At 37.9% G+C, this 18,976-nt stretch carries 12 protein-coding genes; 3 read left to right on the top strand and 9 right to left on the bottom strand.

What is annotated here, in order from left to right; genetic code table 11:
- Positions 1 to 53 precede the first annotated feature (53 nt).
- Positions 54 to 884: a formyltetrahydrofolate deformylase gene (gene purU / locus H5157_RS16615; protein ID WP_024597310.1), complete on the bottom strand. Its 831-nt coding sequence runs from the start codon at positions 882 to 884 to the stop codon at positions 54 to 56.
- A gap of 206 nt (positions 885 to 1,090) precedes the next feature.
- Positions 1,091 to 2,977 carry a hypothetical protein gene (locus H5157_RS16610; protein WP_182725105.1) on the bottom strand — a complete coding sequence of 629 codons (1,887 nt, stop codon included), beginning with the start codon at positions 2,975 to 2,977 and terminating at the stop codon, positions 1,091 to 1,093.
- A 312-nt stretch (positions 2,978 to 3,289) separates the two neighbouring features.
- On the opposite strand from H5157_RS16610, the gene H5157_RS16605 reads away from it, so the two are divergent.
- The 3 genes from H5157_RS16605 to H5157_RS16595 all read left to right on the top strand — a co-directional run bounded on the left by H5157_RS16605 (position 3,290) and on the right by H5157_RS16595 (position 6,816).
- Positions 3,290 to 4,267, top strand: a complete 978-nt coding sequence (locus H5157_RS16605; RefSeq protein ID WP_154903681.1) for a DNA topoisomerase IB — start codon at positions 3,290 to 3,292, stop codon at positions 4,265 to 4,267.
- Between the two features lie 210 nt (positions 4,268 to 4,477).
- A complete protein-coding gene (locus H5157_RS16600; protein ID WP_182725104.1) occupies positions 4,478 to 5,803 on the top strand; it encodes a murein L,D-transpeptidase in 1,326 nt (441 codons plus the stop codon).
- Between the two features lie 11 nt (positions 5,804 to 5,814).
- Positions 5,815 to 6,816, top strand: a complete 1,002-nt coding sequence (locus H5157_RS16595) for a D-Ala-D-Ala carboxypeptidase family metallohydrolase (protein ID WP_182725103.1) — start codon at positions 5,815 to 5,817, stop codon at positions 6,814 to 6,816.
- 275 nt (positions 6,817 to 7,091) lie between these two features.
- Here H5157_RS16595 and pelG read toward each other — a convergent pair whose 3' ends face one another.
- The 7 genes from pelG to H5157_RS16560 are packed head-to-tail and all read right to left on the bottom strand — an operon-like array spanning position 7,092 to position 18,748.
- The gene (pelG, locus tag H5157_RS16590) at positions 7,092 to 8,456 is read right to left on the bottom strand and encodes an exopolysaccharide Pel transporter PelG (protein WP_024597305.1); all 1,365 of its coding nucleotides are present in this window, start codon (positions 8,454 to 8,456) and stop codon (positions 7,092 to 7,094) included.
- A complete protein-coding gene (gene pelF / locus H5157_RS16585; protein WP_182725102.1) occupies positions 8,444 to 9,961 on the bottom strand; it encodes a GT4 family glycosyltransferase PelF in 1,518 nt (505 codons plus the stop codon). The genes pelG and pelF overlap by 13 nt, the downstream gene beginning before the upstream one ends.
- Positions 9,954 to 10,937: a hypothetical protein gene (locus H5157_RS16580; RefSeq protein WP_024597303.1), complete on the bottom strand. Its 984-nt coding sequence runs from the start codon at positions 10,935 to 10,937 to the stop codon at positions 9,954 to 9,956. The genes pelF and H5157_RS16580 overlap by 8 nt, the downstream gene beginning before the upstream one ends.
- Positions 10,934 to 12,232, bottom strand: coding sequence for a PelD GGDEF domain-containing protein (locus H5157_RS16575; protein ID WP_182712257.1), 1,299 nt, complete (start codon positions 12,230 to 12,232; stop codon positions 10,934 to 10,936). The genes H5157_RS16580 and H5157_RS16575 overlap by 4 nt, the downstream gene beginning before the upstream one ends.
- Positions 12,229 to 12,744: a protein PelC gene (locus tag H5157_RS16570; protein ID WP_076925174.1), complete on the bottom strand. Its 516-nt coding sequence runs from the start codon at positions 12,742 to 12,744 to the stop codon at positions 12,229 to 12,231. The genes H5157_RS16575 and H5157_RS16570 overlap by 4 nt, the downstream gene beginning before the upstream one ends.
- A 14-nt stretch (positions 12,745 to 12,758) precedes the next feature.
- Complete coding sequence (locus tag H5157_RS16565) at positions 12,759 to 16,040, bottom strand: tetratricopeptide repeat protein (RefSeq protein ID WP_182725101.1); 3,282 nt, start codon at positions 16,038 to 16,040, stop codon at positions 12,759 to 12,761.
- Entirely contained in the window at positions 16,040 to 18,748 is a 2,709-nt protein-coding gene (locus tag H5157_RS16560; protein ID WP_182725100.1) for an endo alpha-1,4 polygalactosaminidase, read from the bottom strand. Before H5157_RS16560 ends, H5157_RS16565 begins: the two co-directional genes overlap by 1 nt.
- Positions 18,749 to 18,976: the final 228 nt, after the last annotated feature.

The raw sequence follows: 18,976 nt of genomic DNA, 5'->3' as shown, positions 1-18,976 counted from the left end.
GCAACAATGCTGGCATTTTTTATATGTAGAATAATTAAGCAGTTGGATTAATGCTAAGAAAACACCACGGTTTTATTACCATTAATAAATAGCTTATGCTCTGAAGCAAGTTGAAGTGCTTTACAAAACACTGTTTTTTCAACATCTTTGCCCATTTTAGCCATCATTTCGGCGGTATTAGCATGTGTAACGCTGGTTACATCTTGCAAAATAATAGGCCCTTCATCAAGCTCATTATTAACAAAGTGAGCGGTAGCACCAATAATTTTTACACCGCGCTCAAATGCTTGATGATAAGGTTTAGCCCCTATAAATGCTGGCAAAAATGAGTGATGAATATTAATTATTTTACCTTCAAATCGACCCACAAATTCAGGACTTAAAATACGCATGTATTTAGCAAGACCAATAATGTCAGGATTGTAACTGGCAATTAAATCGCCTACCTTTTTATCATGTTCGCTACGGGTTAACCCTTCGTGCGATACAACATGAAATGGCACACCAAACCCTTTAGCTAGCGGCTCTAAATCAGCATAGTTAGCAATTACAGCGAGTACTTCAATATTAAGAGTTTGTTCAAATTGCTTTAACAGCATACCACCTAAACAATGAGCTTCTTTAGTTGCCAGTAAAACTACTTTAGTTTTTGCGCCGCAATGTAGCGCAAGTTTAGCGCCTTGTGGCAACAGTGCGCGTAATTGATCTAAAAAGTCGCTTTGTGGCTCACCTGTAAGCTCTGTACGCATAAAAAATCGCTGCGCGTCTTTATCTACAAATTCGTTGTTACGCGTAATGTTTAAATTATTTTTATGGCAAAGCCCTGTAATTTTAGCTATTAAGCCTACATCATCAGCACATTGGGTGGTTAGTATATAGCTCATTGTCCTCATTCTTACCCTGTAATTAATCCTTTCATTATTTGTGTTTTGGCACATAAAGCAAGGGCTTTGTGAACTAATCCAATATTAATCATGTTGTTGAGTGCAAAAGAGGTAATAAAGTTAAAAAGTATTGAATAGAGGTTAAAAAAAATGCCACCTAAGTTAACAAGGTGGCATTAATAAAAGTTATCTAGGTTTGAGGTTAATTAACCCTTGGGCTCGGGAGATAAGTTTTCTTCTTGTCTTAAATACCCGGCAGCTTCTTCATCATCTTTCGTTATCGCTTGCTGAGTAGGTATAGCGCGCGTTTGTTGGTTTAGTTGATGTATTTGTGACGCATTACCTAAATCACGCTCACTGGTGATTGAGGCGATAGATTCGCGGTCTTTTAAGAATGAAATAACGTCTTTTTTGATTGCTTGTAATTGTCCTTCGTCTTTATGCATTTCCATAATGTGGCGAGGATGTTCAAGGTTTTTCATACCTGTTGCAGCAAACGTAGTAGAGATAACACGAGAAACAATAATCCAAGGCGTTATGCTACTGCGTACTAAAGTATTTTCTGAGCGGGTGCTATCGTGAATACCAGTACCTGTTGATATTTTAGACTCAGTAAAAGTGCCTTCACATTTAAAGTACACAAGCAGTGACTCAAATTGCATTTCTGCAAAAAATAGATGCGCTGTGTTTGCAAGTAACTGCGCAAATGCTTTAATAAGTACGCCTATTAGCAATAAGTGAAAGCTTGTCATTAATAGCTCACTAAATTGAATGACATGTTGGTTATTAAATGCCTGTTTAAAACTATTAATATTTGCCGCATCAATGTAATGGTAAATATTAATAAACGAATACGCTAAAAGTACAGTAAATGCTAACGCTACAATATAAAGTAAGTTACCGCTCACCAAAGCAAGTAATCTCGCGAGTGTAAAGTTTTTACCTAAGTCCATTGAGTGCAGTTTAGGCTGAATCTCTTGGATCATTTCACCTTTAAAACCGCCTTTACCTTCTATTTGTTCTTGAAGCTTAGGGTCTAATTCTCTGTAAACTCTGTTAGGTACTTCTTTATAACGGCGATTAGCCATTACTAGGTTATCGAGGTTTATGAAAATCTCGTCTGGATGAACAGACTCTTGCCAGTTTTCACGTAGTTCAGATACTTCAGCTGAAGGGGTAACTGAATTTAAACGCGCTTTAATCATGATAAAAGCAAGCGCACAGCTTAGAGTTGCTAATACAATAATTGCAATTAAGTACATTCCAGCATGAAGACTAGGCAGTTGCTCAAGCCAGTTATCTATTTCTTGTTTACTAATGTGCTGCTCTTTCATCAACCATGACATAGAAAGACCAATAGCGATGGGTAAAATAAAAGATAAAGAAATAATTTTAGCGAGTGCACCAGTACCAAGTGCTTCAATATTCTTTTCTGCATTTCGAGAGATAGGTTTACCTGTAGAGCGCCACGAAAAAAGCACGTAAAACATTAATATTGCACTATAGACCGGAAATGCTAATTCCCCAGCTTCACCGGTAAAGCCCGACAAAGATACAAATGCAACAAGGCCATAAGCAATAAGGGCGACAAAGGTGCTTACCCATGAGCCAAATAATCGCTGGGCAACATTTCGAATAGGATATGGTAGAAACAATAACTTAGGGATTAAGCTGTGAAGTAAGCGTGATAAAAAACCATTAGGCTCTTTAAATGTACTGTTTTTACGACCAACCAGCATTTCTTCAAGTGATTGCGCTGTGTAGGCTACTTCTTTTTGTTCTTCTTGAGCGGTTGATGCTTGCGATTTACTGTAGTTATAAGCAAGTGAAGTTGGGTGGTTTCTACCTACAAAGTATTTAAGTGTTGCATAAATACCTGCCGATAGTGAGCGAATGCCGAATGCTAAAATAAGCATGCCAAACACCATTAAAATCCAACCTGCGGTTGTATCTTCTTTCACAGAGCCCGCAGCAATAACAAGTAAACTAATACCTGCTATAGACTCAATGAGTCCTCTTAATGCTGTTACTTTACCTTCCAGTTTGAAGGGGTTTTTTAGTCCAAGATCAATCGATCCATAATCAAAAGCCATTGAATTCTCCATTTAAACAGCACCCCAATTGCGGGGGACAAAGTGTAATTAATCTGAACTTAGGGTAATAAATCTATCTCAAGTAGCTTTTTTTAGCGCTAAGTGCATCGAGTTTAATCGTAATAGGCTTGTTGCTGGCGCGTAAGTTCGACCTACTTTTACGAAAACCTAAATAGAATTATTAATATATATTAAGTATTTATAATTGTTGTTGGTTTTTTATTATATATCAATAATCTTGTTCAGTTTAAGGTTATTTTAAAGTGATACATTTTGTATTCCGACGCATGCTTAAATATAACTGGAGGGTTAATGAAGCTAATTTATGTAGACGATAATTTACCAGGGATCACTCGTAAACTTAAACAGAAAAGTTGGCTTTACTTTGATCCAATCGGTAAGCAAATAAAAGAGCAAAATGTGATTGATCGTTTGAATGGATTGGCATTTCCGCCTGCCTATAAAAACGCTTGGTTTTGCCCAGAAGAAAACGGACATATTTTAGCGACAGGATTTGATAGTAAGGGGCGAAAGCAATACCGTTACCATCCTGAATTTAGGGCGCAACAAGAAGCAAAAAAATACCAAGCATGTGGAGTATTTGGTAATAAACTCCCTTTGTTAAGAGCGCGTTTAGAAACAGACTTACAAGGCGATGAGCTTAATATTGAACGCACTTTAGCAGCAGTTGTAAGACTTATGGATTTAGGTGCGCTGAGGGTAGGTAACGAGCGTAACGTAAAGCAAAATAAAAGTTTTGGTGCGACAACATTACGAACACGCCATGCACAACTCACGGGCAAAAATATTCAGCTAAAATATCGTGCCAAATCAGGTAAAGAACGTGAAGTAAATATAACCGACAGGGTGCTTAGCCATGTTATAAAAGACTTACAAGATTTACCCGGGCAGCATTTATTTCAGTATATAAATGAAGGTGAGCGCACAAATGTTACATCAAGTGAAATAAACCAATACATTCAGCAAATAATGGGCGAGGAGTTTAGTGCAAAACACTTTAGAACTTGGCGAGCAAGCGTTATTGCATTCAAACAATTAGCTAAAGCTAAAGGGGCGCTTAGTTTAAAAAACATGCTTGATAGCGTATCTGAGCAACTTGGTAATACTCCCGCTATAGCACGCAAATCTTATGTGCATCCCGATTTAATTACGCTGTGTAAAGAAGATGAAGATACTCAAACTGCGTGGAGAGAGTCTCTTTCATTACCACGAAAAACAAAGTACTTGAGTCGTTATGAACGTGGTTTTTTAGCTTTTTTAAAAGATTAATTGCCATAGCAACTTTACACACTTGAGCATAGTAATTACATATTCTCTAGTTTAATTTATTAACGTTTAGAATAAGATTTTTTAAAAAGTCATTAAATTTCAATTGTTTATTTTTAAACTTTAATTTGGCATTACCGTTGCACCTCCAGTGTACTACTTAGTGGTAAGTACATAAGCATTTATCAACGATATTTAGCGAGGAGGTACACAGTGAAGGGGTCATTTTCAAATCAAGCGCTTACTAAAGCAAAGGGTTTTACTTTAAAAACTGCATTGTTTATTGGCATGAGCGGCTTATGCTCAGCACCAACACTCGCTGCCAATGAGCTTGAAAGTGTGGTACTCGCTAACTCTTCACTAACTACTTACAACTCACAAAAGTACGTGCAAGCAGATGACACCTACTACTTTGACCAATATTCAGCGCAGTTAATTGAACGTACAGAAAAAGCCATTAATTGGTATCAAGAAATAGTTAACAAAGGTGGTTTTACACACTTATATAACGATGAATTGCTTGAACTAGGCAGTAATAATAAACAAGTGAGCTTACTTGCACAGCGTTTATACCAAGAGCGTGACTTAAAAACTAATGTGTGCGACGAAGTTATATGCACGTTTGATAAAGATATAGAGCAAGCTGTTAAGCAATTTCAAAGCCGCCATGGTTTAAAAGTTGATGGCCGAGTGGGTAAGCGTACTTTTGCATCGCTTAATGTGCCCGCACAGCAAAAACTCGATAAATTAAAACTTAACTTTTATAGAATAACTAACTTTGCAGGCGCAAGTGATGAGCAATATGTGTATGTAAATATTCCTGAATACAGCTTACGATTTGTAAAAGCTGGCGATGTAAAATTAAAAAATAACGTAATTGTAGGTAAACCAAGTTGGGAAACACCTGCATTTAGCGACGAAATAGAAAAGTTTGTAGTTAATCCTGAATGGCGTATACCCACCTCAATTGCCACCAAAGAAATTGCTCCAAAGGTAGCCGAGGATCCTGACTATCTTGTAAAAAATAATATTGAAATTAGAAAAAACAGCTACCTAGACCCACAAACTGTTAATCCAAGCAATATTGATTGGGATTCTATTAAGCCGTACCAATTTGATCACTTTTTAGTAAAACGTGCTGGTGAAGAAAACCCCCTAGGGGAAGTTAAGTATTTATTCCCCAATCCCGAAGCAATTTATGTTCACGATACACCAGCAAAGCACCGTTTTAGCCAAGCAAACCGAGCTTTATCGCATGGCTGTATAAGAATAGAAAAGCCTTTTTCGTTAGCGCGTGAAATTATTAAGCACGAAGGAGAAGTGCAAACACTCAATAATATGGACAGCGCACTTGCTCAAAATAGTACTCAGACGTTTTATTTAGATGAGCCTCTTCCTATTCATTTAGTTTATTGGACTGCATGGGTTGACGAAAATAAGCTGGTTAACTTTAGAGATGACATATATCAACGCGATAAAAAAGCACTATTAAAAAATGATGAACAGTCGGTGATTGCCGCTTTATTAAAAAATAAATAATGAGAGGGTTTATGCAATTTATTCATTATATTTCTATCGCCATATTTACAATTATATTTAGCAATAGTGTATTTGCTGCCGCGCCTACAAAGCCTGCGCATCAGGTAGTTGATATAAAAAACAAAGCCAACTTTGAAGATGCAGAATTTAGCCTAAAAATTAACGATATAGTTATGCCATATTCGGTGTTTTCAGTATTTGTAATGCCCAAAGAGCAAGTTGAGTTTGAAGTGCTTTTTGCGCAATCAAAAAATGCTTACACGCTAATTAACACTCAGGGGAAATCTAAGCTTACAGACACCAACCGTTGGCAATGGCAAGCACCCAAAGAGCCCGGTTTAACAACGGTAATTATTGAGTCGCCCGATAAAAAACAGCGTATGAAAATCAACGTATTTGTAAAAGTACCGGCAGACAATGTTGAAGGAGGAAAGCTCAAGTATTACCACATTGGGCACTACCCTAAACCTTCACAGATTAAAGACGCTTCACACTACATAGTGCCCGATGGCTTTGTGAAGGTAACGCCTGAAAATGAAAACGTAAAAATATCACCTCACTTTTCACTAAAGGAATTTGTTAGTAAGCAGCGAAGTAAGTACCCAAAGTATTTATTTTTACAAAATAAGTTGTTACTTAAACTAGAAAAAATACGCAAAGAACTGATTTTAGAAGGTATACCGGTTAGTAATATGGTGGTTATGAGCGGTTATAGAACTCCGTACTACAACAAATCAATTGGCAATGTAAAACTTAGCCGACATGTATTTGGTGATGCTGCCGATATTTTTATAGATAACGATGGCAACTACCGTATGGATGATATAAATAATGACGGTAAGCATTCAATTGGTGACGCTAAAGAGATGGCCGATATAGTGGAGTCGTTAGCTAGACGTGAATCATTTAAAGGTTTGCTAGGTGGTTTAGGTATTTATGGGCCTAAGTCGCACAGAGGCGCATTTATACATGTTGATACGCGTGGTTTTAAAGCGCGATGGGTGAGTAAGTAATTGCAACGGCTACCTCATTTAGTATAAAGCTAAACTAGTTAAGTCTAATTGTATAAGAGATTAGCTAAGCCAAGGTAGGGTGGCTTGGTTTTTATAAGCCCTTTGTTTTATAAACATTTTATACATTTACTGAGCTAGTCTTTTTTGCTTTAAACTGAGGCGCTTATATGAGCTATAAACATGGTGTGTATCAGCCGCTTTCCAATAATTAATTATTTTAATTTTGTACGAAAAGCTTTAAATATAAAGGCTGCATAAGCAGCCTTTATATTATGCTATTGCAGCATAAACGTTTCGTATTCTAAATCTTCAAATTGTTTAGAAAGCCAAAATAACCCAACAACAGAGGTAACAATAGTTGAGAGAGCAAAGCCGTAACCATAAAATTGCGGCCCAAAAGCGATTGATAGCAAAGTTAAAACAACGTTTATTACCAAAAATAGCCCCGCTAAAAATAGGACGGTTGAGCGTTTATCTAAATAAAACAAAATATTTAAAATAGACAAAAATATAACTTGTACACCCACACCAACTACATCAATAAATAAAAGCGTTTTATAGTTTGGATCAATACCAATAAAGGTAAGTATTTGCTCGCCCCATAATAATAAGCACGCTACGGTAATACCTTGAATTTTAAATATATCGTATAAACCGGCACGTGCAGTTTGGATCATATTATCTTTTAAATAGTAAATCTCTTCTAACGATGAACCCTCTCGAATAGCTGTGTAAAAACGGTCGTATTCTTCTACAAAGTCGGTTTCCATTTTTACTAAAAATACTGCCATACCGGGAATAATAGACAAATAGGCTAAAAATATAGGCAAGTCGTAAATTGGGCTGGCTCTTAACGTGCCAATAATTTGAATTGATGTGCTTGGTGAATACCAAAAAATGATTTTATCAGCCCACACACCAATGTTATAAAACAGACCACAAAAGAATAGGCTGTAATACACTTTTTTATTGCTTAAAAAGTCAAAGCTTATAAGTTTTTCACCTGGGTAGCGGCGAATAATCATAAACAAAAAGCTAAAAAAGAGCAGAGCTTCGCCTGCAAAAAACGCAAAAAATAAGCCGTCTAACTGCCAGTCTCTTAATAAATATGCAAGCAATACCATAAAGGCATAACCACTTAGCATGGTAATCAAAATCAACCGGTATTCTTTCATACCCGATAGAAAAATAGCGCCAAGCCACTGATTACATAAGCTTACAAAGGCACCTAAAATTATAATCTTAGTAACAACGGGTATAGGGAGCATAGGCCATACAGCCAAGCCCACCAATAATGCGGCTATTGTTGTTATAAGTTGCGCACCAAGTAAATTAGGAAGTACTTTTGCCTCTTCTTTTTGAAAAAACAAATCAGCAATAAATCGAGTTAATAATAACTGCAAGCCACCCGTTAAAATAAGTGAAGCTGCCATCATGTAGGTAACAAGCGTTAAAAACTGAATAATAAGTACTTTAGGTAATACAACGCCTAAACTTAAAATACCAATTAGCATTAACGCTACAATAGAGAGCAGCCAAGGACCTGAGCCTATTAAGCCCGCGTAGCCGTATGCTTCAAAAACTGAGAGCAGGGTATTTTTTTTGAGAATTTTTCGTATCTCAAAACCTATTCCGGCCATGCCATTGTATCCTTATAAAGTTTATCGTAACGGGCAAACATGTGGCTCTCGTCATAAAATTTTTGTACGCGGTCTAAACCACTTTTTTGATACTCAAGCCAAACTTGATCATTTCTTAGCATGTTTGATATTTGTTGTGCTGTTTCGCTAGGTGAAGCAATTGAGACAACTTCACCGGCTTTACCTAATGCTTTATCTTCATCGGTTCCGCCTTCGATTATTTCGCGGCACGAGCCAACATCACTAGCAAGTACAGGCACACCGGCCGCCATTGCTTCTAAAAGTACTAAAGGCTGCGCTTCGGAAATCGAGGTTAAAGCTACAATTCCGAGCTTAGGCAAAATTTTGGTAATATCTTGCATACCTAAAAACTTTACACTGCTTTGTAAATCAAGACTGCCTACAAGTAGTTCACACTCTTTGTAATATTGCGGGTCTTCTTCATAAGGGCCGATGATCCAGCCTTCTACTTCAGGCAGCATCGATTGTGCCTCTTTAATCGCACGTATAAAGGTTTTAATATCTTTTATAGGCACTACACGTCCAATTAATCCAACAACCGATGGTATCTGTTTTGGACGCTGCTTAAGCGCTTCAATAAAGCGCACTGTTTTAATTCCATTAGGTACAACAAATGCTTTTTCAGGCGCTGCACCATCCTTTATTTGGCGCTGCCTGTTACCGTCGTATAGCGAAATGACCTTATCTGCTTCTTGGTATGTTGTTCGGCCGATTTGCTCAAAAAAGCTGATCCACATACGGCGAATAAAGCCCATCTCGGTATTTAAGTTTTTACCTAGGCTTTGCTCAGACTCTTTAATCCAACTGGCTTGAATAAGATCTATTTTTCTCTCTTTGGTGTAAATACCATGTTCGGTCAACAAAAAGGGAGTATCGCTTATTGCACTGGCACCAGATCCTAAAATACCAGCATACCCGGTAGATATTGAGTGAATAAGTTTAACCTTTGGAAGTCCACGTGCAATTTCGGCTATTTTAAATAGCGGTTTATATAAATTGCGGTATGACCAAAAAAAGTCAATAAAAGAGGATTCATCACAAAAAGTTGAATAGTAATTGGTGAGTACTTGCCACGATGATTCACTATATAAAAAGTCGGCTTCGTTAATACCGTCTTTTTTAGCCAAAGTCTCAAATGCAAACTTTAATAACTCAGTTGGGATGGGCTCATCACAATCTCTAAAATAATTTTGTAGCTGCTGCCAAAAATCAAAGAGTTCTTTTTTATATTTAACGCCATGCTTGGCTTTTATTTCAGAAGTGTCATTTTCCACTAAATAATGTACATGCAGCTTTGTAACATTTTTAGGCAAAGTATATTGAATCTCGCCATAATGCTCTGGTGCTCCACCTATAAAAACAAGCTCAAAGTTATAATGAGGTAACCCTTCAATTATTTGATGAACCCAGCTAGATACGCCACCACGTACATAAGGGTAAGTGCCTTCTAAAAGCAGTAAAATGTCTGCATTTTTATTACTCATGCCAATACTCCTGCAAATGACGTAATTCACTGCCCTTAGGTTGTTCTGGGAGTTCTTTTAAGTAGCGTTTACAGTCGTCAAACTTGTTCATACAAAAGGCAACTTCGGCTTTATAAGGCAATACATGGCGCCTTGCCATACCAAACTCAGTTGCTTTAAGTAGATACTCATGGGCTATTTCGTATTTGTCTAAGGCTAAAGATATGCGCCCTAAAAATATAAAAGTTGCAGGTGTTTTTACGTGCTCAATACTTTGCAATGCAAGTGCTTCTGCTTTTTCTAAAACGTATTTACGCAGTGCGCCTTGGGCTAAGCCTAAATAGCTCAGTTCCCAATAAAGTTCGGCTAGCTGTTTTTGTAAATGACTCAATTTTGGCTGCTTAGTTGTAACTGCTATTTCTTGCTGATACAAACTGATTTTTTCGTTAAGTTTGGTTTCTTTACCATCAAGGGTTGAGTAGGCGAGTAGTCGAATATCATCTTCTAAATCTTTAAGTGCTAGCTTTAAAATAGGAATAGCTTGTGAGTCACTCATGTGACGAGCCGCCATTACAGCACTTAAACGCTTATTTGGCTCATTAGCGTGCTTCAAAATTGCTTTAAGTCCGCCAATTGAATAGGTTGGATTTGCTGATATTGCTCTGGCTTCAAAAGGAAGCTCAGGTATTTTATGCTCCTCTATTTCTATCTCGTCATTCTTGAGAGGTTTACAAAGAGCAAACGTAAGCGCTACTACAACACCTATAATTCCAAGTACTGGTAATGTAAACAATAATAAAAACATGAGTAGCAAAGAGCTATAAGGAGTCGTTTTGTATTTTTTAGGTATAAAAACATAACTAACAATAGCAAAAAAGATGCTAGCGATAGCATGCAATAATATAGCTAAAAACCAATCAGGTGTTTCCAGTACTTCTATTAGTGCAAAGTACTGACAAATACACCCTAATATAGCCGCTACAATAATTATAATCATGAAAGTGAAACCAATCTCTTTATGTCATCTGAGCTTATAGGTAGTGCAAGTTGCTGCTCAATAACAATATCAAGCTCAGCTAAAGTGCTACCAGTGCGCTCTTTACACCAAGTGTTCATTCGGGCGATAAACCCTGCTTTTTCAAGCTCATCAGCTAATGGCATTAATAGCAGTAATACCTGATTTTGATTATCGTACAAATAAATGTCTAAACCACGACGGGCTTCACTTAAATAACTCATAAGTTGAGTGGATTTATCAGTAATATTATTAGCTTTTATTTTTAGTAGCTGCGATGGAATGTTGTATCGTTTTGCTTCTTTATTCGCACGTTTAACTTGGCGAATAAAGTATGGATACTCTTCATAAGTCATTACTGGGTTTGTTATTTCATGGCGCAGTAGGTCGCCAATATGCCCAGCCATAACTGCAAGTAGTGTAAGAGTGGTATTTTTAAGCGCAAAAAATTGTATTCTTTCAACCAAAATAGCGCCGTAAATAGTATTGTTTACGTCGATAAGTGGGATTGCCATATGGTATTTACTTATACCCGATGATGCTTTTTCGTCTTTTACCGATACTAATTCTTTTTCTTCGATCATCGCTAATATAAGAGGATCGTTTTTAGCTATTTGACTCATCTTACCTATAGAGGCAAGTGGTGGTTCTAAAACACTGTCGTTTTCAACTTTATATAACCCCGCTCTTTCTAGCGAACCGTACTCAACAAACAAGTCGATTATTTTTTGTGCTGCGCTATCAAGTCTTCTTTCTTTTAATAGCCCGATAGAGGTTCTTACTGCTTGTAGTGATTCACGTAAACTTAACGTATGGCCAGCTAGCATTTGCTCAATTCTATCGTGAGATGAATTAATTAAATGATACTGACGAGTAAATGTTTCAAGACGATCTGTTACGTACTCAAGCTGAATACTTTGCTGTTGATTAGTACGCTCCCACACATCCCTAAATTCGCCTGTGATCATAATTACAATAATGTAGCCAATCATAGCGTTAATATTGAAGTCGCTTTGCGGTGATAAAATATTTGCTTGAAGTAAAAAAAGTTGGCCAACAAGCAAACATAAAATACTAATAAAGCCTTTTGAAAAGCCATAGCGTAAAGAAACTAAAAGTGGGCCAAGTACAGGCCACGAAAACCCTCCCTCAGTCCAAAATGGGTCCTGTGCGTTAAATAATACAGGCAGCCCTAAAGCAAGCGCGGTAAATATAAATACCTCAGCCCATATTTGTAGCTCAGGAACGTCTCTTGGTCTAAGGAAATGTGTTTTCACTCACTAACCTCTATATAAGAAATTAAATCGGCAATCACATCTTGTGCTGTTGCTGCAATGCTATCGCGGCCCCAACCACTTTTAGCAATAGTACCGGTCCAAATCGGTGTTGTTTGTCCAGTTACAGTGAGTGATAATGTAAGTGCAACAACGGGTTCGCCATCAAGGCCAGCTTTGTAGCGCCACTCTTCAATACTGCCTGTTAATACATAGTCAGCTTGTTGAGTGTTTAACCACTGCATAGCATTGTCTAAGCGGTATTGATCGTCCAGTGGTGGAAGCTCTTTGGTGTTAACGCGAGGTGCACGTATAAGAGTTGGTAATTTATTTTGTTGCCAAATACTGGCTAAAATATCTTCAGCACGCTCACCTGCAAGCGGTGTTTGAGCATGATTAACAAGTGGCATTAATGCCACTGTTTTTAAAGGGCTAAGCTCTACATCATCAGCAACTCTGCTGGTGGTACATGCTGATAATAGTAATACCAAACACGGTATAATTAAACGAAACATACTCTCTCCTAACATTAAAAATGTACGTAATAACCTAATTGTAATTGTGTATCTGAGTTACCCACTTTATTACTACTTTGGTAACCCAGCTGTAATTTAAATAAATCATCGCCTAGTACAGACCAACCTGCGCCACTTGAAACTGATACATCTACTGTATCGTTAAGTGTTTGATAGCCAGTACTTATATCGAATAGCCATGAAGGGTTTGCGCCTAAATAAGGCGGCTCTAACGAACCCGTTGAGGCAAATGAGGTACCTAGTGCAAAGCGCCTAAATGGTTGAAGGTCAACTCTTAGAGGTCTTGTGTCTGTATTTATTAATGCATTTACACGTTCAAAGTCTTGCCATTGTGCACTAAAATAAGCGTTCCAAATTGGGCGGTCTTTTAAAATGCTGTATTGGTAACGAGCATTATATTCTTGGCCGTTTATTAGTGAGCTGCCATCGTCTCTTCGAGAAAAAGACATCGCTGCTGCTGATAGTTGTACGTTTTGTCTACCATCAATGTTGTAGTTAACATAAGCCGTGGCTTTATCTAGTTGAGCATAACTAAGTAGCGCTTCTGATTGGCGGTTTTCAACATTATATTCAAGCTTTAAACCTATCTGTGTACGCGAATCCCATTGATAACGAGAGTCTAAGCTAAGACCTTGGCGGCTAACTAAGCTGCCTTGGTGAGAATCTATTTTTGCATCAAAATACCAACGACCAAATGTCATTTTATCTTCTATCGCAAACAGTAATCCGTTGTTATCAAGATTTTGCTGATTACTTAAACTTAATTTCCATTGCCCATTAGCATAAGGAAAATAAACGTTTACATCGTACTGGCTACTGTTTAAACCAGCCTCTGGCGATAGGTTAATTTCAAGCGCCCTAAAGTAGGATGCACGTGCATTTCTAAGTAAGCTCAATTGTGATTCGTCAAGCTCACCAGTCAGTTCTTCATACCAACGCTGCATTGTTGCGTATGGCTGCTTTAGATAGAGTAGGGCGTTTAGTTCATCTAATTTGCTTAGTGAGCCTTCGGCTAATAGTTGTTTCGCTTTATTAAATTCGCCGTTGGTCATATAAAGTTGTAGTTTTTGCCATGGCTCTAATTTTTGTGCAGCCCTGCGCGCTAACCACCAGTTTGTTTGGGGCTCACCAATAGTGTCGGGGGCAAGTTCTTCCATTGTGTTTAATTGCATTAAATGAGGAACAGCCATCGCGCCCGCCCAGCGGAACATTAAGCCTCTGTATGCATATTTATCTTTAGGTAAGTGTTGCAGTAAATAGTGATTAAGTTCAGCAGCATTTGCATAATAACCAAGTTGCTTCATTACATCGGCTAAGTTAACCAGTGTTGTTAAATCGCTTGGATCTGCAATGGCTAATTTACGCAAATAAAAGTAAGCACTGTTATATGACTTTTCGTGAATAGATAAGCTTGCTAATAGCTGGGTCCACGCATAGGAAGGGTCGCTTTGAGAATAGCGAGCTAAAATGCGGCTGATCATCACGGTGTCGTGCATTTGCAGCGCTAACCAACCTTGTGCCAGCACAACATCAGAGTCATATTCACTTAATTTAGCGGCGCGGTTTAAAGTTGTATAAGCTGAATTTAAATCACTTTGGTTTTGATACCAATTTGAAAGAATTAACCAAGCAGGGTAGAGAGCTTTATTGTAGCGCTGCTTATCAAGTTCAGCATGAATACGTGCAACTGATTTAGCATCATTTACTTGTGTGCTTAATAATGCAATTTGAATCAATTGACGGTCAGTTTGCGACTCACTTTTCCATAAATAATCAAGAAGCTCCTGAGGCCGACCTTCAAAGCGCAGTTGTTGGTAGTGCAGCATGTCGCCTACGCTCAAAGGACTTATTTTTTGTAACTTTTCTAATGCATATAGCTCATGAGCTTTGTCCTTAACTCGCATTGCCATGTCAACATTGGCGCTCCAAAACTCATCGTCAGAACTTTCATGTTTGTTTTTTAGTACTTGCAGAGCTGTAGAAAAGTCATCTTCTAGCCAAAATGCGCGGGCAATCCAAAGTAAATCTTCTTCATTTTTAGGCCCTTTATATGTAGGCCACAAAGCTCTTAATGCTTTTAAATTACCAGTATCGTGAAGTACTTTTGCTTTCCAATATTGTGATAATGCACTTTTACCATTTATTTGCTCAAAGCGTTCAATATTATTTAATTCTTGCTTTGTGTTACCAATAAATTCGTTAGCTTGCATCCAATTAGCAAAGCCATTACCTTTTAGATTTCTATTTTGGGCTTTATATTCGTATATATCATTAGCGTCTTGGTATAAATATAAAGCGGTGGCATCGTTAATACTATCGGTAAGCATCGCAGGAGTTACAGCTTTGTTAGACATTAGCCATTTAAACTCTCGAAGTGCTTCTTTAGGCTTGTTTTGCCAGCGCTTTATCTTCCAATTTAATAAATGTAGCTCTTTGTCAGCTGGGCTTTGTAGTAATAGCTTTGCAAGTAATTGCTCAGCTCCTTTTGCATTTGCATTTGCTAAACGCAGGTGCATTGCTTGTGTTAAGTACTCGCTGTTATTTGGATAGGTCTTTAATAAACTTTCAATGGCTTGAGCCGCATCTTCTGTATTGCCTGCTAAGTTAGCCAAATAAAGTGTGCGTTTAATATTGGCTTGGTCGCCATAGGTTTTCCACCATGCATAAGCTTGTATCGGGTTATTTGCACCAAGTGCAGTTTCAATCGCTTTAGCTGCAATATCAGCATTTATATTTGTTTTATAAATAGCGAATGCTTTGTCTGGTTCGCCTGCGCTTAACCAGTAATCGGCTGCAAGGAGAGGCTGTTTATTTTTTTGATAGTACTGAGCAACTTTTGCATTTAACCCAACTGCTTTTGCAATAGTTAATATTTGTTCGTTCCAGTTTTTATGAGCACCAATTTTTAAAGATAACTCTTCAAAGCGGTCGTCAACTTTAGCACCGCTTGCTAGCCATAATGAGTAGAGCAGCTTTATTTCAAGTGTTGCTTTGCGCTCGCCTCTAGGTAGCTTTTCAAGCTCGTTAGTAGCTTGTGAATACTCACTAAGCCCTATATGTAGCTCAACTAATTTTGCGCGTAGCTTTTCGTTGTCGGGCTCTGTATTGAGCGCTGCATTAAGGTAAGACTTCTCAAAGGTATAGTCTTGTGAAAGTGCATCATCTTCAAAAAATAAGGTATGTGGAAATAATGCATAAAGTGCAAAACAACTTACGGCTAATATCGCTAATATTGTTTTTACTGAAATTAACTGAGGGCGCTTTTTAGCATTCATTATAGTGCGGCTCCGTCGCAGTTAAGGTAACCATAAAAATCACCTGCAGGTATTTTGAAATGTGTTAATTTACCTCGGTTAATACCTTTGAAGCGCTCACCCAAATTAGATACAAATTCGCAAGAGCGTGCATTAATTAAATCAAGCGAAGCAGGTACCCACGCTTTAAAGCTAACAGGCCCGTTAACTTGCCAGCTATTAACAACCACATTTGCAGATGCTAAATAAGGTTTTTTACTATTTTGGCTATGATCAAAGCTAAGGCGAGCTATGTTATTTATAATATGTATGTAGTCACCTTTTTCAGTTACACCAGATACACCTTCACTTTGAGCTATGTTTGGCACATCAAAATCGGTAGGTATTCGCAAAGTATGAATGTACTTTGAGCTAAATAACCATTCATTATTACTGTTTTTTGCAAGTGCAGAAAAGTAAAAATCCTTTGCTACTTTTGCATAGTGGCTTAAATGCACAGGTGTATTTGGTCTTGCTAAAACATAATCTATGTTGTGTTTAAGAGCGTCTAGTCCCGCAAGAACTTCACCTGAATAAAAGTGATAATAAATAGTGTAAGGTTTTAACCTATATGGCTTTTCTGTAATTTCGAATGTTTCGGTTAAGCGTCTAAAGCCATAATAAGGGCCATGCCATAAGTTAGTGTAAACATTTTCATTTAATATGGGGGCATAAATTTGATACAGCAAATCTCTTTCAGGGCGGCCAATAGGTGATATATGTGTAAGGCTAGGGTTATCGGAATTTACATCAGTGTTGCCGCCATTTATGTTTAGCACACCAGCATCACGAGCCAGTTCAAGCGCTTTAGGACCAGGAGTTGCATCGCCTGACCATAACATCATCACTGTTTTTTTATTTTTAGGTGTGAGTTTTTCATCAATATATTTTATCGAATCTGTAATTTCTTTTTTAAGGCTGATGGTGTTGTAGCCAGGTACATCTAGATGAAAACCGTAATCAGTGTCGTCTTCATCTATTTTTTTTCGCCCAGATAGAGCAGTCCAAAAATAGGGGTGGCTATAGGTGTGTGAAGCAACTTCTACGTAAGGCAGCTTAAAAATACTACGCGCAATGTCTTCGAGTTTGGCACTTTGTTTAGAGTGAATACCGCCTTCTTCAATGTCAGCTTGGATCACTGAGGACGTTAACGGTAGTTTGTAGTGTTTAATTATTTCATCTCGAATTACTTCTGCTGAATAAGGCCTACCCGCATAGTGGGCAACACTTGTAAATCCATCTCCATCGATATGCAGCGTAAGCATTCGCCTGCCGCTTTCGGTGGTTGTATCTGGCACTAATATAGGTGGTAGTTCCATAGCCTGAGTTAGTAGTGTACGTGGATCAATAACCCATTTGCTGCCTTCCATCGGAAATGTATCAATTAGCCAAGGAGCAACCACGACTGCACCATATTTAGTTTTAGCCGCTTGTACAATTATCGTGTTATCAGCTGATTTTATTGTAATTAAAGGAGTCGCATTAGTTGCTAATTTTAGTAAATATGGTTTAACGATAGGGGGAGGTGTTGTGGATTCTCCTTTGAGCCAAGGTGCAAAGCTATCTTGTTTATATGGACCTTCAGGTAGTGTGTTTAACGACTCAATACCCATGTTAAATAGTAATTTAGTAGACTGTGGTAACTCGCCTAAAATAAGTTCTGGCACAACACCTAAATTAGCTTCAAGCCAATTGGTAAGTGTTGGGGTGTAAAATGCGTCGCTTGAGGTCCACGAAATAATACCGGCATGTAAGCTAGGGTCAACCAAAGGTAAGTCGCGTTTTGCCATATCTATGTAATCAGGTATGTACCCCAAATACTCAATCATGGTCGCAAGCTTTAAGTGTACGGTAGTGTATATGAGTGGTTTTACGTTACTGTTATAAGGGATTAAAATGCGCCTAGGGATCGGCGTAATTGATGATGTGCCCCACGTTTGCAAGTGACCGTCGGTCACCCACGGATTGAAACCTGCGTCTATAATATTTTGTGCCATAGTAAGGCGATTACCGGGCTTTGCATAATCAATAACTTGGACGTTGAGGCCTAAACTTTGTGCTGTTTTTAATTGTGCGCTTAGCCAATCTTGGTCGTTTTTGTTGGTCACTTTATAGCTATTGTCGGTTGGATTGAAGTGGCTATACAAACCCTCAGCAACTAAGTCACTTGCTAAATTAGCGAGTTTAGGCAATAACTCAAATCCCCGATTGAGGATAAGGTGCTTATCAAAAGTCTCAGATAGTGAGCTTATTATGGTGACTAACCCAGCTTGTTGATCGGGTTTACTGTGTGTAGCATCTAATAGCTGATAGCTATCTAGGGTATCTAAAAATAAGCCGCTAAAGCCGCGTGCTTTTAATGCCGCAGCGCTACTTTTAATATGTTGTTGCCAATGTGCTGATGCTAAATCGGCAATATGGCTATTCCAGTTAGGGTTAACTGCGAGTGAAGACTTACTTTCAATAAACGACTCACCAACACTTAAATAAGCATAGACAGCAATATTACGCTGTTTAAACCAATTAAGTTCGTGCTCAGTCACAAGATCAGGCTGGACTACAACGCGAGAATAAAAGGTCATTTCGGCTAATGGCATCGGCGCTGAGTAGTAAAATGCAATACTATTATTCACAGGCTTTGCAAATACTTGACTAGAAATTAAAAGCACTAGGTATAAAAAATATTTCATTAGTAATTCATTTCAATTAATTTATAACTGTGGCTCAAAGTAATGCGGTCCAATTTATCTAGCTATTTGGTATTAGTAATATAGGGTTATTATATGTTAATGGAAGGTTAATTTCTACATGTTAATTCAACCATATACTCAAGGGGTATAATAACATGCTGGTTTGATTAACTCACCACAATAAAACCCATTGGTTTGCCACTCGAGTTATTAAGAGCAACCTACAAA

The organism is Pseudoalteromonas sp. SG43-3, assembly GCF_014164385.1.
Lineage (GTDB): Bacteria > Pseudomonadota > Gammaproteobacteria > Enterobacterales > Alteromonadaceae > Pseudoalteromonas > Pseudoalteromonas distincta.
This window is presented reverse-complemented; position numbering and strand designations above follow the sequence as displayed.

Excerpts from the sequence above, each read along its gene's own strand:
- purU (WP_024597310.1), bottom strand. The coding sequence starts at position 884 with ATGAGCTATATACTAACCACCCAATGTGCTGATGATGTAGGCTTAATA.
- H5157_RS16610 (WP_182725105.1), bottom strand. The coding sequence starts at position 2,977 with ATGGCTTTTGATTATGGATCGATTGATCTTGGACTAAAAAACCCCTTC.
- H5157_RS16605 (WP_154903681.1), top strand. The coding sequence starts at position 3,290 with ATGAAGCTAATTTATGTAGACGATAATTTACCAGGGATCACTCGTAAA.
- H5157_RS16595 (WP_182725103.1), top strand. The coding sequence starts at position 5,815 with ATGCAATTTATTCATTATATTTCTATCGCCATATTTACAATTATATTT.
- pelG (WP_024597305.1), bottom strand. The coding sequence starts at position 8,456 with ATGGCCGGAATAGGTTTTGAGATACGAAAAATTCTCAAAAAAAATACC.
- pelF (WP_182725102.1), bottom strand. The coding sequence starts at position 9,961 with ATGAGTAATAAAAATGCAGACATTTTACTGCTTTTAGAAGGCACTTAC.
- H5157_RS16580 (WP_024597303.1), bottom strand. The coding sequence starts at position 10,937 with ATGATTATAATTATTGTAGCGGCTATATTAGGGTGTATTTGTCAGTAC.
- H5157_RS16570 (WP_076925174.1), bottom strand. The coding sequence starts at position 12,744 with ATGTTTCGTTTAATTATACCGTGTTTGGTATTACTATTATCAGCATGT.
- H5157_RS16565 (WP_182725101.1), bottom strand. The coding sequence starts at position 16,040 with ATGAATGCTAAAAAGCGCCCTCAGTTAATTTCAGTAAAAACAATATTA.
- H5157_RS16560 (WP_182725100.1), bottom strand. The coding sequence starts at position 18,748 with ATGAAATATTTTTTATACCTAGTGCTTTTAATTTCTAGTCAAGTATTT.